Here is an 18595-nt window from a genome sequence, read left to right on the forward strand (position 1 = left end):
ACTATCTGGTAAAAATAATTTGCGGCAAGTCAAGGTACTTTCCTTCCGTTAGGTTGAACAGGATGGTTTCACGAACATTCTCATTGATGAAGAATCTGTTGTTGGCATTTATGAGGGTGATGTAAGCCAAGAGTTCTGCCAAGCCTTTATTGAGCCCCTTTTCTCGCACTACTTCCTGAAGTGAAACCTGCGATCTTGACTGAAGTAAGTCGTGTATGTTGGCAAGTAATTGCTTCTTGTCAATCAAGTCGGCATTGTAAATTTTTGATAGATCCTCCAGGTCTTCCATTGCAAGTTGAGCCCGCTCTGCCTTCATGACAAATGAATTGTTTTCCGGCCTTTCCCCAAGCTTGCGCTCCAAGGGGAGGTAGATTTCCGGATTGCCCTGCATGTCGAGATAATACTCCTTAGATGAGGGGTAATTGACCAACTGGATGGCAAGCTGCCGGATTCCGGACATGAGTTCTTTTGCCTTTCGCGATTCAAACTGCTCTTTAGCCACAATCTCTCTACTTAGTTTGTCAGCAAGTACCCCGTTTTTATCCAACACTTTACGGGCTGCCAGGTGCAAAAGTGATTTTAGCTTTCTTAGTGAGCGGGAAGAAATCTCGATACCACGATCTTCCAGCACATCGTACACTTCTTTGGTAAGTTTCTGGAAATCTGACTGACTTGCATCGTCCAGCATGAATTGCCAAAAGGCATAAAAGCTTTTGCCCTGATCAGTACTGCGCAGTTCGTTCAGCGCATCAAAGGTTTCTGATAAAAGCTTCCCCTTGGAGAGTTCGGCTTGTTGCTGCCGCTCATAAATCTTGCGGGTGATTTCCTTAAAGTTGTCCTCCACTTCCTTGAAATCCCCGATTAATTCATTTGCTATACGGTTTACTTCTTCATATCGGGACTTGATCTGGTAATCTTCATAAGTATTCACATACCCATCAATCTTGATTTTCCGGATTTCTTCCTCAATCGCCCGCTTTCTTCGTTCCAGTTCTGTCAACCTCTTTTCACTGTCCGGATTGGCATTTTCTATGATGTCCCTAAGTTTGGTAAAGATGTCCTTGAACTTGGATTCTGTCCCTACAAATTCCTTTTCCTTTAACAACTCAAATACCTGAAAAGCCTTTTCCACATGTTTGGACAAAAAGACCAAGGGCTCTTTTCGGACATCATCCATCATGTTGCGGAGGTAATTAGCGTCAATCCATCGATCGATATACAGTTTGGCCTTTTCATCAAAAGCCAAAATGAGCCTGTCGGATTTGACCTCGTCATCATCCTCCAAGTATTCGATTTCCTCAAGAAAGTCAGCTAATCTTTGCACCAAAAGCTGGTATTGGATAGAGATTTGTTCACCTAACTTGTATTCTCGATATAGGAATGTAATAATCAAAGGCAGATTTTTGGCTCGCAATAATTTCAAGGTTACTGCTGAATCAACAAGAGATCGAACTTTCAATATGGAGGTGAAGGATTCTAGCATAGAAAATTAATTCTTGAAAACATTATTTCTATGCCACAAAAAATTCTCCTTTAATGGATAAAATCTTTTAGATATTGGTAATCTTATTTCTTGACCCTCAAAATCTCTTATCCTATAATTTGATTCACTCTCTACAAAACTATTTGATACAATTACCTTATAGTTATCATCAATCCCAATTAATCCTCTATCAAAGGCCCTATGCAAATTTGGACACAAAGCAATTCCGTTTACTACGGTATCATTATAACTTTCACTAAATGGAACAATATGACATGCATCAATCATAGATATATCTATAGTTGCATCAATTTTCAAACCTGAAATGCAGCATGTATCATTGTAGATTTTGGGAATTTCCCTTTTGAAAAGACTACCCCTTAAAAAAATTTCTTCATCATTCTTTTCTAAAATCAATTTCCTAATTTCTTCACGATAATCTTCCGATGATTCATTAAATATTTTTTTTTCAAGTGAATCAAAATGTTTTCTTTGAACATATAATGAATCTACAAATTCATCTTTGGTATCAGGAAAAAATTCATGAAGAATAAATTGCTGCAAGATTAAATTTGACTCTGGATTTGACATCAAATCAACTAAATCCTGATCAATAATCGCGCATTCAATTACCATGTTTAGGTTGGCAAAAGTCTTCATTGAGTTTGGAAAAAGTAGAATGTTTTCAAAGCCTTGCTTAGGAACTAGTTTCCAGAACTTATCCCCGCTCAGGTGATAAAAAGGTAAAGCAAACCTGCAATCATGATTAGATTTTACTAATAAACTCCAATTGGTTTTGAATAAAGAAACTAATTCCGGACTTATATGTATTCTTTTTTCAAAATTAATTCCTTGTTGAAAAGTTTGTAATAAGGAAAGAAGAAGAATCGGCTTATGAGGAGCTGAACCTTTAGATCGGTCAATTCTTAGTTTTTTAAAAATTTTGAGATATTTTGACAAAACAACATCCATTTCAAAAAGTAATATAGGTGGTAAATATTTAATTCATTTTTAATTGATTAATATATTGTTCAAGTCTTCTATTCAAATCAGCTTGTAAGCCTCTTTTTCTGATCATTAATGTTTTTGTTTTTTGTAGGGCCAGGCTATCCCTGATAAAATTCAGGTCTTTGGGTTCCTCAGTACAGGATTTTGCCAAAAGTTCTTCTTCTTCTTTCAGCTTTTCGATTTGACGGCTCATATCAATTTTATTTTTAAAAACTAAATTATAAATATCCGACACTTTTGTGTCGAAAAAGCAATCTCTAAACCAATGGTACTGTATCAATACCAATTCTTGTTGGGTAATCAATTCAACACCTTCTGTTTCCTGAATATGTTTTTGAGCCCAAAGAATTCTTCTCAATATTTCTGCTCTGGTCTCAAATAAATATGGGCCCCAAACACCCTCTTTTAAATCTCCGTTTCTCCTTCTTGGATCCCTGTATTTCTCAGGATTATCACGAGTTTCAACCAAAAAATCCCTGATTTCAGAAAGTGGCAACATCCATTCTTCACCATTGTCTATTAGCCCTTCCATGGATTTATCCTTATTGACAACAGTACATGTCCAACATCCAAATCGGCTATTTCCACAACTAGGTGTTGTTTCATCAATTACCAATGGACAATCTCCTGCGTTGGCGTTTCTATAAAGTGTCACCAATTCCTTATGTGTTCCTCCCCATGGTGGTGGGACTTGATTCAAATATTGCCAAAGTTCATTTGTAGTTACATCCTTTATCGGAGCATAAACAACAGCATTTGGAAGTTGATGTTTTCTAAGCCTCTGACCCTTTATTTCATGTTTTTTGATTGATCTAGCCCTATTTCCACTTTCTGCACTCCTAGTCCCCAATAAAATTATCGCTTCACCAGCCTCGTTTATTTTCTCTGTAATAAATCGAGTTGTTGGATTAATTTTTAGCCTTTCTGTACACCACCTGACAAACCTATTTGGAGCAGGATAACCCAACCCAATAAGCCGAACCCAAAAACTATCTTCCATTCTAGGCATAGTTTCATGCACTGTTAAAGGAATCTGTTGGTCTTTTGCAGCAATTTGGATTTTGTTTAGGGTAGTCTTAATGAACTTTACCATCCTTGGATTCTCGACCATTGTATCATTACAGACCACATAAATCCTTCTTGTTAAAAGTATAGGCTCAACTTTTTTGAGAGCCTTCCACACCACTTGAAGCAGCATAGTACTGTCTTTCCCTCCACTAAATCCAATTATCCATGGTCTTGGGTTTTCATCGTACAAATACTGATCAATTATTTCGTTTTCTAAATGGCGGAGATCTAAAGACATGTTTTTTAAAAAGATTTCAATTTTTACTTATTGCCAAAATAACAATTTATTAATGATATTAACAGTGAATTTTACTGCAATTATATTTAAAATCTGAGATAAAATGGAAATTCAAAGAGTTGGGTAGTAATTGAGGTAAAATAGGCTGCAAAAATATTTCACATACCTCTTCGATTCCAACAACTAATTTTCACTTCCCCTCCAATTGGCCTCCGTTGATAACAATAAACCAAAGAAAGCAGAATAAAAACACTTCCTACAAGCAGGGCTATTCCTAAAGTATTCAAGTTGGCAGGTACGGATGTTACCAATTTCAGGTTTACCCTGTTGTCCAAAGACTCTGACTTAGTGACGCCTGAGTCTGGAGTTTCCAAAAAGAAAAAGGATAATCGTGTCGACGCAATACTTGGTACTCAACCTCACCTTTCCCCATTTCCTTCCTTCCTCCCAAAAACTACCTCAGGCAACACCACCAAGGCCTCCTTCCCGGTTTCGGAATCAGTCCAATAAACCATCCAATTGACGCTGACTTTTTGTAACAGGTAATCTTTATTAGCCAGGCGCTCTATGGTTTTTTGGAAAGCGAAGGAAAATCTCAGAATGGGATGTCCTTGGGTATCGAGGCATTCCTGACCGTTGTACCTGAGTTTATCACCCGGCCTTAGTCGGGAAATTTCCCGCTGCCGGCTATGGGAAAAACTCAAAAAGACATCCTTGTGCGTAAGCTGCATGACCAAAGTGTCGGTATCTTCAAACCGGTTGGTTTCTTCTTTGTAATTCATTTTGGACACTTTCAGGTTGTCCAAATACTGTCCCTGATAATGAATGGACAGGAAGTTTTTGGCCCTTGTCATCCCCACGTACAGCAAGCGTTTTTCCTTTTCCTCCTTGACCTGTCTCTGTTGCAGCATCAAAAATACCTGATCAAACTCCCGGCCCTTGGCCTTGTGAATAGTGGAAACCAAAACACTTTCGGAAGACTGCCTGTAAAAATCCTCTATGCGGGACTCAGAGATGTAAGTTTCCAGATCACTTTTGAATCTGACTTTGGGATATATCTTTTCAAAATCAACCAACATATTACAGATCCATTCAAAAGTGGTACTTCCTCCAAATTCCTTTTTCAAGACCTCTTTAGCATACTTCCATTTTTCCTCTAATATGGTGTATTCCCCGGGCTGCAATTTAAGGGCTTTGAAAAATGTCCGCACTTCGTACAGTTGCAAGAGGTTGAAAAGATCGTTGCTTTGGACAAGACTTGCCGGAAGTCCGCGTTGCAACAGCAAACTGACCACTTTAAAGGCTTCTTCATTGGTTTTGGTCAGTACCCCGACTGTGCCTATCAGGTCCGTGGATAAAATCTACTCCACCAAAGGCCTGACCATAAAATCTCCCACATGCTTGGTCAATCGGAGTTCCCCCGGACTTTGGTCCTTGGCCATGATGGGCGTATGCTTCAGCCTATGGTCAATGGTTTCCACCCATTGGTTGGTGAAGTCCACGAGATTGCCCTTGCTTCGGAAGTTTTCCACCAATTCGTACTTTATGGCCTTTTTTTCCGTGATGAACTTTTCAAGATAAACAGAACTTGAACCGCGAAACTCATAAATGTTTTGATCATCATCACCCACTGAGATGACCCGCATTTCCTCGTTTTGATCCATCAGGGCTTCCACCAAGGCATATTCCTCGGCACTCATGTCCTGAGCTTCATCGATGACCAAAACCGTCTTGGTGATTTCCTTGATTTCGGCTTTGTTTTCACGGATGAGTACGGTGGCCTGTGCGATGATTTCATCGGATTTTTCAAGTGTTCCCATTTTTCCCAAAAGGTCAAAGCAGTAGGAATGAAAGGTTTTGATATCCACATAAAGAGCCGCATTCCCGATCAGGTCCATCAGTCGTTTTTTAAATTCCGTTGCCGCCGCCCGGGAAAAAGTAAGCATCAACAATTGTTCCTGCTTGACATCTTCCATCAGTAATAAAGCCGCTAATTTGTGGACAAGTATGCGGGTCTTGCCGCTGCCCGGACCCGCTGCCACCACGATAGACTTGGAATCCTTGTCCTTGATGATTTTCAATTGGGCAGGTGAAAGTTCCCCAAATAGTTGCTTGAATTTGGCAGGGGTAATGTTCTGAGAGATTTCCTTTTGTCTGTCGCCTTTAAAATACTTGTTGAGGAACGCAGGATAATTCATCTGAAAGTAATCCTCTACAAAGCGCAAAGCGTCCTGATAGTCGGCTATCATCTTTTTGGCATATTCCCCTACGATATGGATCTGCTGCACCTTGTTTTCGTAGAACTTCTCCAACTTCTGATAGTCTTCCTGCTTGTAGCGGGAGCGGGTATCTTCGGTAGTTCTTTCCACGGTCAGTCTGTTATACAGGACGAGGAATCCACCTTCGATTTTGAGAGACTCAATGCGGGAAAGGTAGAAAAGGGCATCCTCCACCTCAGCCGATGAACAGGTTTTTACAAAAAGATTAGAAGAAAACTCAAAAGCCACTTTCAGTTCCTGTACAGAAAAATCCACCGACATCTCTCCGGAAAAAAGCGGCAGTTCTTTATCAGGTGAATCTGCATGTTCAAAAAGGTATTGGATGATAAATTTCGAAATTTCATGCCTTTGACGAAATTTCTCCTTCAGTTCATCCAAAGGAAGGTTCAACTTCAGTTCCACATGGTTTTTGGAGGTTTTGGAAAATCTTTTGCTCACCCAGTTTTTGATGCTCCAATAGTTGAAGACCGAGCGGATACGGGCAGGAGTGACTCCCTGCAATCCCTCCAATTCAGCGGAATCATTTAGGGCTTTGAGGTTATACACTTCTGCCCTTTGGGAAAGCTGTGGAAGGAGGAAATTTTCCAAGCGTCCAAAGGAATCCACGATTTCCAGGGAGCGGTTTACATTTTCAGATTTCCGGACGTAGGCTTTCAGGTCTTTGGCATCGGCCAGTATTTTTTCCTCCCTGAGCAATTGGATGATTTCGATCACATCTTCCCTGACCATGCCCAAATGGTCTGCGATGTAATCGACACGGGCTTCCGCTTCTTCATCTTGGGCTTTTTTTCGGCTTTTGGAAGAAAACAACTTTTTGATAATCCGGACTGCTTTTTCTTTTTGCTTTTCAGAAAATATTGTGGACAATTCAATTTTGGATATGGCTTCTTGGGCAGTTTTGGTCTGAATGCTGCTGGCAAAAATCTTGGGCATATTTTGCCCCCTTTTAAGGTATCCCGCATCTTCCAATGCAGCGATGGCCGTGGTCACCCGGGTTTCCAGATCCATAATGGAATCATCCCAACCTGCTTTTCTGGCAATCTCCAAAGCAGAATTGGAAACCTGTTTACGGTATCGTGTCAGTTCCTTGATGGCTTTCCACACCTGCTGGATTTCCTTGATGGTGAGCTTGGTCTGATTGAGTAGTATAAAATGTTTGCTCAGGTCTTCTTCGTCAAACAATACAAAGCAATCTGCTTCAATGTTTTCATCACGGCCTGCCCGGCCTGCTTCCTGTACATAGTTTTCAAGCGAATCAGAAATCTCATAGTGAACGACAAGCCCCACGTCCTTTTTGTCCACGCCCATGCCAAAGGCAGAAGTAGCTACCATGATGTCCACTTCGCCGGCAATGAAAGCATTCTGGTTTTCGGTCTTTTCCGACTTGTCCATTTTCCCATGATAGGCCCGGGCCTGGAATCCATCTTTGTTCAATCTTTCTGCCAGTAAAAAGGCCCGCCGGGTCCTGGAGACATAGATGATACTGGGACATTGCTTTTCCTCCAACAAGTCACGGAGAGCGGCAAATTTTTCTTCCTCTTTGTTTCTTTCTACCACCTCAAATTTCAGGTTGGTCCGGGAAACTGTGGAGCGGTATATTTCAAGGTTGAGAGATAGTTTTTCCTTAAAATAGCTTCGGATATCTTCAATTACTTTTTGTTTGGCAGTGGCCGTAAAGCAGGAAACGGGAATGGGATCCTGCAATCTTTTCCTTTTTTCGAGCGAACGGATAAAATCAGCGATATACAGGTAATCAATTCTGAAATCCTGTCCCCAAGAAGAGAAACAATGTGCCTCATCGATGACAAAGCGGTTGATTTTTCTGCCCAATAAAAGCCGTTCAATGGAATTGGAGCGCAGGGATTCAGGAGAAATATACAGCAGGGAGGCCGAACCGTCCTCCACTCTTTCAAAGGACTTGGCCCTTTCAATGGGGTCCAAGAGGCCATTTATGGTAACCGCTTCGGTGATGCCCAAAGTTTCGAGGTTATCCACCTGATCTTTCATCAGGGACTGCAAGGGGGAAATGACCACCGTCAGTGCCATTTCGTTTCTTCCCGCCATCATCGCGGGCAATTGGAAAGTGATAGACTTCCCACCTCCTGTGGGAAAAATAGCCAAAAGGGATTTTCCATCCACGGCAGCTTGCACTGCCTTTTCCTGCAATGGTTCACCGCCATAAGACCTGAATTGGTCAAAACCAAAAATCTGTTGCAATCCCACATGGATATCATGCTTTTCATTGCAAAAGGTACAACCCTGTAAACAGGGTCGGCCCCTAAGCAGAGTCATCAAGCGGTCTGTTTCAGGAAATTGCCGAAGAACCCAAGGAGGAGTAATGCTGTAGCGGTCGCCACTGTGGATAAGTGACAAGGCATAGGCCAATGGAAGGGGTTTTTCATTTACCAACTTTCCCAAATCTGCATGGGTGCAGAGCATTCCTTCAAATCTTTCCCAGATCATTTGCGCAGGGTTATCCACAGACTTCTTGAAATCCAGGAATTCAAAAAAACCTTTAAAGGCATCTATATGATGTAGAAGGGCATAAAAAATATCCTGAACACCTGGATTTAAAGACCTGAATGCACTGAGTTCGTCAAAAAACAGGGCTTTGGCTTTTAGGGCATCATTAAATGGATTATTGATGCTGTCAGACTGAAGCTTGTCATCCTTGACCAGATGGTGGTAGGGTTGTTTGGGGAAAAGCAGGGGTGATAGGTAAAGGGTATCGATGAATTTGGGAAATTTAATACCTATCCTTTCAAAATAAATGATGTCATGTCCAAAAATATTGTGGCCGCAAACGAATCCCGTACCTTTAATAAATTTCAGAAATTCATTCAGATTTTGGGAATGGAACGAATTTCCATTGGCATTAACTGCCCCAAAATCCAATATCTTGCCACTATTGGGTTCAACTTCAATATCTATGAAATTAATCTTATTTATTGATTCACTCATTCATGTAAATTGAATTACAGTTTGTTAATGGATAGATGCAGTCAATGCGCACAATAATATCTATTTTAGTTGAGAACTTCACCAATATAATCCATAACCATGAACAGAATCCCATTTGGTCTTCTTATTATTTTAATCCTCTCCTGCACCAAAACCCAAACCGATATGAATTACAAACAAGATGCCTTTATAGAAATCTTTGACCAAAAGATATTGGAAATCCTGGACCCGGAAGCCAAACTGGAAATCTTATCCACAGGCCATGCCTGGACTGAGGGGCCGCTTTGGTTGGAGGAGACCCAAACTTTGATCTTTACCGATATCCCCAATAATGCCATCTATCAGGTAAAGGATGGGGAAAGCAGTATTTATATCAAACCTTCGGGCTACACCGGAGAAACCCAAAGAGGCGGGGAAGTCGGTGCCAATGGCCTGACTCTGGACCCTCAGGGCAGGTTGGTCATGTGCCAACATGGGGACCGCAGAATGGCGAGGATGGACAGTCCCTTGGACCAACCTCAATCAAAATTTATGACCCTTGTGGATAACTATCAAGGAAAAAGGCTCAACAGTCCTAATGATGTGGTATTTGACAAGGCCGGAAATATGTACTTCACAGACCCCCCTTATGGCCTGGAGTTCAATATGGATGACCCGGCCAAGGAGTTGGATTTTCAGGGAATCTATTGTCTGAAAACGGATGGGGAATTACTGCTTTTGGACAGCATTTCCCGGCCGAATGGTCTGGCATTTAGTCCGGATGAAAAATATTTCTATCTGGCCAATTCCGATCCTGACCAAGCTGTTTGGTTCAAGTATGAAGTTGGAGAAAACGGACTTATCCACAACCGTAGCCTTTTCTTCGACGCCACTTCCTATGTGGGCAAAGAAGGTTACAAGGGATTGCCCGATGGGATGAAGGTCCACAGTTCGGGGACTATCTTTGCCACCGGTCCGGGAGGGGTGTGGATATTTGATGCAGCAGGGAAACCCCTGGCAAGAATCGCCACCGGAGAGGCTACCTCAAACTGTGCGTTTTCCACAGATGAAAAAACCTTTTTTATGACGGCCGATAGTTATGTGTTGAAGGTTAATTTGAAATGAGGGGTAGATGGGAGATGTGAGACATGAGATATGAGACAAAAGACGCAAGACATAAGACATTAAAACTATCGGTCGGAAAATAGACTCCTCTAAACAATAACCATCGGGATCGGAGTTGAGGATTTCAAGGCTTATAAATACCAAGAGTTTCAGGAATTGCTTGACAAAAATGGCATTGATTTTATCCTCTTGGTGACAGAAAAATTATTCATCCAAAGAGAACAAATCGCCAATGTAAACAGCATCAAGTTTATCTTTTTGAAAGAGGTGTAAATATGCCAATTTGGGTTTCGTTTGGATATCAAGGTAGTTTTCCAGGAAAGCTGGCTAAAGGGATTCTTAAAGATTTGAAAAAAGAAGGTTTTTTGTAATCCGTTATCCGAAGCTTGTAGCTTTGGATTATTGAGTTTAGAGCTTTTGGCTCTAGTTTTTGCTTCCCCGATACTCGGGATCGGCTTTGTCTCTCCAATAAAAACATCGGAGCAGTCCTCCTTAGCTATTACCTCTCAGTTCTATCCTTCTCTTTAGCAAAAAAACCTTCGGGGTCAAAAAAAGACCCCAAAGGTTTAGTCTTCTAATTTACGCTCACATTCACCACATTGTCATCGGGTATTCTGTCAATAAGCTTGTTGTAGGGGTCAATTCCTGCTTTCACAGGAATACCCCCCTGAACTTTGATCTGAAGCTTGGTTTCTCCTGGAGCAATTTTATGTTTTTGAATGTAGAGTGGATTGGTCCGGTTACGGCCGTTCTCATCTTTATCCTCTTTGGCAAAAATCCCAATGTCCAAGTAATCCCCATCATAAATTGCCGGTGTTTCCCGACCGAGACTGTCCGCGTACAATTTCTGAGATGAAACCATCAAGGTGACCAAGTACTCCTCCTCCCCGGTCTTTTCAGCCGTGGTCTCTATCACTTTATTTTCATAAAGGGTAATTTTGTTCCAAGTATCTTCCAGAAAATAATGCAATGAATCAGGGGTGTGTTGGGTCAAATGCCTGAGTAAATCAGAACTGCCTGCAAAAGGAGGCGTTTCTTTCAACCCAAACTCTGCTACAAAACCTTTCAAAGCCGAATCTATAGCCTCATCCCCAATATAATCTCTCAATGCATAAAGCACCAAAGCACCTTTTTGATACCATATATATCCGCGGTCTGCATTGATAAAGACATTTTCTTTTTTACTTTCAAACGAACGGCCCGTGAGATACCTATCCAACTCATCTTTAAGAAAGCGCTTCATATTATCCTTGCCATAAGCCCTTTCGGTCAAAATCAAAGCAGAATATTCAGCCAAAGCTTCTGAAATCAAATTTGAGCCCCTGGTATAATTAGGTGCAATCTGATGTCCCCACCACTGATGGGCCAACTCATGGGCAGTTACAAAATACACATAATCAAAGCTGTTTGGGTCGCTGAAATCGGCAACCCAACCGAAACTTTCAGAAAAAGGAACGGTATTGGGAAAAGACTGGGCAAAGCCTGCATAACGGGGAAATTCCAAAATCCGCATTTGCCGGAACTGGAAAGGACTGTATTTTTCTGAAAAATATACCAGCCCATCTTTATATGCTGCCAAACCTCTGTCGAGGTTATAGGTATGCCTCGGATGGTGATAAATTTCAATAGCTACTTTTTGTCCATCCGGTAACGCTACTTCATCCAACAGCACTTCATAATCTGCTGATACTATAGAAAAGAAATACTGTATAGGGGTGTCCTGTATGAAATGGAAATACCTTCTATCGTTTTCTGTCCATTCCTTTTGCAGATATCCCGGCACTACTGCAATTTGATCAGGAGAAGTACTTACCACTGCTTCAAAATTTACAAAGTCCGCATCCTGCGAAAACAGCAGATTTCTCAATCCAAATGGATCATCATGTTTTGGAAGATCTGTATCCTTCGGCCCTAAATCATATTTTCTTCTGGTTTCATCCGAACTCAGTTCCAAGGATTCATTATAGCCGAAGCTTGGCAAAAATGCACTGGTAAAGGTCCCATTGTGGACAAGGTCTCTTCCATATCCGGAATTGGGAAAACCTTCATTCACCAAATTGGCCAAAACCTGAATCTGCAAGGTGTCCCCAGGCTGCATGGTCTGAGGCAAGGGAAGGATTTTATACCAATGCTTCTGCTCAAATTTATTTAAAATATCAAATTTTCGCTTGTCGTAACTCAAAGGAAATCTATAGTCCAATACCTTTCCATCATGTAATATTTCAAAATTGGAAAGTGAATTGGAATGCATGTGCAAGGAATCAATAGGACTGTCCGTTTTGTTCACAATCGTCAGGTCCAATTTGAAATCCGCTTTCCTTTCTTCCGGATATACATCAGCAGTGAGAAAAACCGAGACTACTTTAGGCTGTGGTATAAACTGATAATGCTTCAATTGTTTCTCGTAATCAGCCCTTCTTTTTTCACCCTCCCGGATAGTCAGGTAGCCATTATCATACACTACTGATTGATAAATGTAAGCGCCTGAACCTATTGTAATTAAAAGAAAAACCAAAGACAGTTTGACTACAGGAGAACTCAGACGCTGTTTTGCAATTTTCCACCTACTGGAAAAATTTGTCTCAGAACCACGGGTAAAGAAGATGCTGAAAAACAAGACCAAAAACAGACCAAAAGCTGTCCAATACAGGTTAAACCAAAATAAGGATTTGCCAAAATGACCTAAGCCATTCATATCCGACCAAATAAAACTTGGTTTGTAAGAAAACTTAAACATGGTAAAATTGACCTTGGCCAAATCCAATACCAGGCCAATCACTACCCACACCGCAATGCTTGCAGCATGACCGGCAAATTTATTATTGAATATCAGGTGTACCACAAAAACCAACATCACCATTTGGAGGTAATCCGGATAGGTGATCAACAAGCTATCTATCAGATAAATATCAAAGTCAAACATAAAATATCCCTTCAATATTTGGACTATAACTCCTACCGGAATGGGAATAATGGCTAAAATGAAAGTAACAGCAGCCATTGCCAAAAACTTGGAAGTCAACATCACACCATCTTTGACCGGAAAGGTATCACTGATAATCGCATAGCCCGAGGATTGACTCCTGTGGATGGATTCTCCGGTAAAGAAAACGATGATGATAAATACAAAAAGGTTGTAGTCAAAGCCTTTGAACTCCATCAGAAAACTGGTAACCGGAAAATTAGATACACTGTAAAGCGTATTGCCAACCCAGAAATCCAATGCCAGGAAGATGCCACCGCCAAGTAAAATAGATCTGAAATAAATATCTTTTAGGATATTACTTACTTCTATTTTACTTAAGGCCACTAAACTTAACCACTGATATTTCCGGGAAAAATCAGGGAAAACCCTGACTTGGGAAGGTGCTTGATACTCCTCCTCTTTTTCTGATTTTTTAGCGCCTTTAATTCTTTCCTGAAAGAAATAAGTAAAACTAAACTTCCAATAAGCTGCCACAAAAAACAGCAATCCCGCCAAAGACCAAATCACTCTATTCAACAACAGGTTGCCCTGAAGCGGTAGTATAAATGTATTTTGCTCGAAAGGAGTCAGATATCTCGTTTCGTAATTGAAGGTATTCAGGGCAAAAGGGTCTAGCAGCTGAACCAGGTCTTTGTTTTCTATATCCTGTGCCAAAAAACTGGAAAACAAATAAGCAATAAACAATACAATTCCTCCGGAATAAATGGATTTGATATTTCGTGTAAAAATAATCAGGGCAAAGAAAAGCGTTCCGGCAATCCACATATTGGGCAGCACCAAAATCAGCCAAGGTTGTATATAATTGATCAAAACATGCGGCCCATAGCGCCCAGCTTCTGTCCAACCTGTGGCAGCACCTATCAGACTACCGAAATACATTCCGAACATGACGCCTGTGGTAATAAACAGGAGTACTACAAAAGAACCCCAAAACCGGCCCATAAAATACGCCGACTTAGTAAGGGGGTAACTGAACATAAATGTTCCAGTTTTGTGTTCCAAGTCTCTATAAATGGGAACACCCATAATGGCTGATGCCAGTAAAACTCCAAAAATCGAAATGATAGATTGAAGTGAGGCTATCACATAAGGAGAATTATGATAGACTTTTTCAGAAGCAGGAGTAAAGCCTCCCCCAAACAACAAAATTGCAATGGCAAATAACATCCCGAAATAGGCATAAGTCGCCGGCCTGGAAAACCTATACCGGATTTCAAATTTGAAAATATTCCAAAAATCCTGCATGGCTTACAAAGTTATAGGGTCCACTTTTTGAGAAATGTAACTGAAATACACGTCCTCCAGGTTGGTGACTGTCGGCACAAAACCACTTCCGGGTTCTGTTTCGCTTTTTATCCTTAAACTTAATTTCCCCTCTTTCAATTGGGTAGAAATTACATCAAACTGACCTTTATATTGAGAGAGGTCTTCCTTAGCGATACTCTTTTGATAAATCTGTCCTTCCAATTCGCTGATTCCATCAGAGGGCTTTCCTTGCATAAGCACTTCTCCGAGGCAAATAATTGCCATTTGAGAACAGAGCGTACTTACATCCTCCACAATGTGTGTGGATAAAATGACAATGGTATTTTCTCCCAATTCGCTCAGCAAGTTGTAAAACCGGTTCCTTTCTGAAGGATCCAATCCTGCCGTTGGTTCATCCACGATAATCAGCGAAGGATTTCCTGCCAATGCCTGTGCAATTCCAAATCTTTGCCTCATCCCTCCGGAAAAGGTACCCAAGGCCTTTTTTCTATCCTTATATAAGTTGACCTTGTTCAAAAGCGAATTGACGAGGTCTTTTCTTTCAGACTTATTGATTACGCCCTTCATTTGAGCTATATGGTCCAACATGACCTCAGCTGTTATTCTTGGATATAGACCAAAATCCTGCGGGAGGTAGCCCAGTTTTTCACGAAGACTTTGTTTGTCATGTAAGACATCGAGGTCGTCCAAGAATACAGATCCTGAGTCTGCGTCCTGCAGGGTAGCGATGGTTCGCATCAAGGTAGATTTGCCGGCCCCATTTGGCCCTAAAAGACCAAACATCCCCTGATGGATGTGTAAGGAAATGTCGTTGAGCGCCTTCACTCCATTAGGATAGGTCTTGGAAAGATTTTGAATTATAAGTTCCATATTGAATAAGGTGTGGTGAATATTTTCAAATTAAGGTTCAAAATAAGGTGTAAAAAATTAAATCTATATAATTTATCCGTTTAAAATCCATTTAACAATAAATAATTTTGCTAATGATTCAAAAACGGACATTTTTAATTTTTGTCCTTTTAGCTTAAATCGTAATTCACAATGACCCGCAGGCAAAAAAACACCCTCCAAGGAATTTGACCTTGGAGGGTGTATGAGTTGTTTTTAAGTCTTACGTCTTAAACCTTAAACCTATTGTCTATTCCGGTTTTCCGAAGCTTGTAGCTTCGGATCATTGAGTTTAGAGCCTCTGGCTCTAGTTTTTGCTTTCCCGATCGGGACAGGACTTTGGTTCTTAACTCAAGCCTTTAATAACAAAAAAACCTTCGGGGTCTAAAAAAGACCCCAAAGGTTTAGCGGTTTTTAAGTCTTGCGTCTTCCTTCTTAAATCTTACGTCTATGGTCTATTCTTCACATACTTATCCAACCAGGCATTCATCTCCCAAAGCGTATGCAAAATGGATTCTTTGGCGGCATAGCCGTGACTTTCATGAGGTAAGAAAACCAAACGTGTGGTCGCACCATGACCTTTCAGGGCATTGTAATAGCGCTCAGATTGAATGGGGAAAGTACCGGAGTTATTGTCTGCTTCACCGTGGATCAACAATATTGGTGTTTTGACTTTATTGGCATTCATAAATGGCGACATGGTATTATAGACATCCGGCGCCTCCCAATAGGATCTTTGCTCATACTGAAAACCAAAAGGCGTCAATGTACGGTTGTAAGCACCGCTTCTGGCAATACCGGCCGCAAATAAGTCTGAATAAGAAAGCAGGTTGGCAGTCATAAAGGCGCCATAAGAATGCCCTCCTACAGCTATTTTACTTCTATCCCCAACGCCGGCACCAACAATATAATCAATGGCTGCCTCTGCATTGGCTACCAATTGCTCCACAAAAAAGTCATTCGGTTCTTCATCTCCTTCGCCTACTATGGGCATTTCGGTTTGGTCCATAATAGCATAACCTTGGGTTACCCAATAAATCGGAGAGCCCCAACTCAATCTGGTAAACTGATACTTGGAACCCCTTACCTGTGCAGCATCTGCAGCAGATTTGTATTCTCTGGGATAAGCCCACATCAAAACGGGCAATCTTCCGTCTTTGGCAGGGTCATATCCTTCGGGAGTATACAACGTAGCAGACAAATCCAATCCATCTTTTCTTTTGTATTTCACCAAGGATTTATTGATGCCTTTAAGAGACTCGTAAGGATGGACAAAATCAGTAATTTGCCTTGGTGCAATTCGCTTACGGGTATTGACAATCCAGTAATTTGGCTGTAAGTCAGTGCTTTCTTTGAGGGTTACAAATTCTGTGGCGTCTGCATTCAACACTTTGACCACCCTTTCAAAGTAAGGGGCCTGACTTTTCCAAAGGATTTTTTCGGTTTTGGTTTTGGTATTGTAGGCCGAAAGATAAGGCATGTCACCATCAGGGCCTCCTCCTGAGGAAGTCATGTAAACATCATCTCCTTTTCTTAAAATAACGTTTCTCCCTAAATCATTGACTGTAAATACCGGACTTCCAGGATCATTGTAGCGATCATCCGAGGATCTTTCAATAATCACCGTCCCCTTGTCATTAGGATTGGAAGGATCAATTCTATGAACACGAACCTGCCTTGTTGCTGACCAACTCTCATTCAGCAAGGCAAAATTATCATCTGACCAATAGATGCCTCTATAGCGGTAAGCAATGCCAGCCAATTTACTAGGAGTTGAAGTAAAAGGCGCATCTTGCATGTAGATGATTTCTCTTTCATCTATTTTGACTTTTGGATCTCCTCCATCTTGGGCTTCTACCCAATAGAGCGTTGCAGGTTTATCGGCTCTCCAATTGATAGATCTTGGTCCCGTGACTGTGGCATCAAAGCCTGTAGGTCTTACCTCGTCCAAAGGAATTTGGGCCAAAGTTTTCACTTTATCACCATTGATATCCCAAATCTCCACATCATAAGGAAAACGGGAAACAGGTACCAAATAAGAAAATGGCTTTTGGATAAGATCCACCATGATATATTTGCCATCGGGTGAAAGGTCAACTGATTTGATCATACCTGGATTTCCTACCGCCTGCTTATTGCCTTGAAGGTCAATCAGCATCAATTGAGAGTCCATGAAATACGCCAATAAAGCTTCATCATGAGGATTACTCAACAAATCCTGATAGGTTCTCGACGGTGCAGCATTACCGGATGTTTCTTGGATAATCGGCCCCGAAGGAGCTAAAGGTGCTATGGGCAACGGACCTCTTTTGGGGTTTATAGCTTTCAGTAAAATCTTATTGTCAGGAGTCCAGAAAATAGCAGATCCATAAGTGGCATTGACAATTTCATCTGTCAACTTTTTAGCCTCATAGGTAGTCAAATCCACGACCCAAAGGCTGATTCCTGTATTCGTGGTATTGGTAACTGCTGCATATTTTTCGTCTTTGGAAAGAGAAATACCACCTAGTTTAGGGTTATTTGGAAGGCCTTTGATGGCCTGTTGTTGAGCGGTTTTGGTGTCTTTTACAATGACATTGTAAAAACTCCCTGATCTTGAAGGACCATTTGTTGCAGGATTGATCCTGATTCCTCCTATTCGAAGCTCAGGCTGTGCCAAATCTTCTATGGAGGGTTTGTCCGCTCTTTCCAAAAGCAGCATTAAATCACCGGAACGGCTAAAACTGACTGTTGGGGTCAAAGGTGCATCAACCAAATCAGCGATTGCCTTTGGAGGAGTCTGATAAGGAAGGGCTACCTGTGCCTGTGCAATGCCTACCAAAAAAACGAAGCAAATGACCGGGCAAATAAATTTATTCAATATTTTGATCATAAGAATTTTATTAAGCTTAGTTGTTAAACAAATTAGTTCAACTTGTCTTAATATAATTGATTTTTGGGGTGTTTGGTTTTTTAAAGATGATGGGTGGTTATTAACCTAGGAGATAGGCAAGGAAAAGTTTAAAAGTAATCTTGAATATTTTTGCTGGATTAATTGTGCCATGGGTTCTCTTTGTCTTTTAGAACGAAGGGAGAAATCTAAAACCTAAGGGAGTATAGACCTCTTCCGCCATGGCGGACAAGACCTGTGGTACCAATGACAGAATTTGAGATTTATACCCTTGAACTGAAAAATGCATTCAAGACTATAAAGAACTTTGCCTTGTCACCTCGACGTCAGGAGAGGTCTGCAGCCCGCCTTGATGTCATTTTCCTTTCTGTAAATGCGAAATTTTAATTACTACCATTGACAGAATTTCGGAGCAGCCCAATGT

General features: G+C 41.1%; 9 protein-coding genes. 1 reads left to right on the forward strand and 8 read right to left on the reverse strand.

The annotated features are described in order from the left end of the window. Position 1: 1 nt before the first annotated feature. The 5 genes from HMJ38_RS20330 to HMJ38_RS20345 form a co-directional block, all read right to left on the reverse strand. The gene (locus HMJ38_RS20330) at positions 2–1483 is read right to left on the reverse strand and encodes a DUF3375 domain-containing protein (protein WP_194976280.1); all 1482 of its coding nucleotides are present in this window, start codon (positions 1481–1483) and stop codon (positions 2–4) included. Positions 1484–1489: 6 nt separating this feature from the next. Beyond that, positions 1490–2443, reverse strand: coding sequence for an HNH endonuclease (locus tag HMJ38_RS20335; RefSeq protein ID WP_228780170.1), 954 nt, complete (start codon positions 2441–2443; stop codon positions 1490–1492). A gap of 40 nt (positions 2444–2483) precedes the next feature. Continuing rightward, the gene (dndC, locus tag HMJ38_RS20340; RefSeq protein WP_194976282.1) at positions 2484–3797 is read right to left on the reverse strand and encodes a DNA phosphorothioation system sulfurtransferase DndC; all 1314 of its coding nucleotides are present in this window, start codon (positions 3795–3797) and stop codon (positions 2484–2486) included. Positions 3798–4216: 419 nt separating this feature from the next. Then, positions 4217–5083, reverse strand: coding sequence for a 3'-5' exonuclease (locus HMJ38_RS25390; protein WP_228780171.1), 867 nt, complete (start codon positions 5081–5083; stop codon positions 4217–4219). A 75-nt stretch (positions 5084–5158) separates the two neighbouring features. After that, entirely contained in the window at positions 5159–9037 is a 3879-nt protein-coding gene (locus HMJ38_RS20345) for a RecQ family ATP-dependent DNA helicase (protein ID WP_228780172.1), read from the reverse strand. A 165-nt stretch (positions 9038–9202) separates the two neighbouring features. Here HMJ38_RS20345 and HMJ38_RS20350 point away from each other — a divergent pair, with 165 nt between their 5' ends. Then, the gene (locus HMJ38_RS20350) at positions 9203–10141 is read left to right on the forward strand and encodes an SMP-30/gluconolactonase/LRE family protein (RefSeq protein ID WP_228780173.1); all 939 of its coding nucleotides are present in this window, start codon (positions 9203–9205) and stop codon (positions 10139–10141) included. Positions 10142–10715: 574 nt separating this feature from the next. Here the strand turns inward: HMJ38_RS20350 and HMJ38_RS20355 are convergent. The 3 genes from HMJ38_RS20355 to HMJ38_RS20365 all read right to left on the reverse strand — a co-directional run bounded on the left by HMJ38_RS20355 (position 10716) and on the right by HMJ38_RS20365 (position 18153). Next, complete coding sequence (locus HMJ38_RS20355; RefSeq protein ID WP_194976284.1) at positions 10716–14372, reverse strand: ABC transporter permease/M1 family aminopeptidase; 3657 nt, start codon at positions 14370–14372, stop codon at positions 10716–10718. 3 nt (positions 14373–14375) lie between these two features. After that, positions 14376–15263, reverse strand: coding sequence for an ABC transporter ATP-binding protein (locus tag HMJ38_RS20360; protein WP_194976285.1), 888 nt, complete (start codon positions 15261–15263; stop codon positions 14376–14378). Positions 15264–15729: 466 nt separating this feature from the next. Beyond that, positions 15730–18153: an alpha/beta hydrolase family protein gene (locus tag HMJ38_RS20365; RefSeq protein ID WP_194976286.1), complete on the reverse strand. Its 2424-nt coding sequence runs from the start codon at positions 18151–18153 to the stop codon at positions 15730–15732. Between the last annotated feature and the right edge of the window lie 442 nt (positions 18154–18595).

Origin of the sequence: Aquiflexum lacus, from assembly GCF_015476655.1 — a bacterium.
In the GTDB taxonomy this organism is placed as follows: Bacteria; Bacteroidota; Bacteroidia; order Cytophagales; family Cyclobacteriaceae; genus Aquiflexum; species Aquiflexum lacus.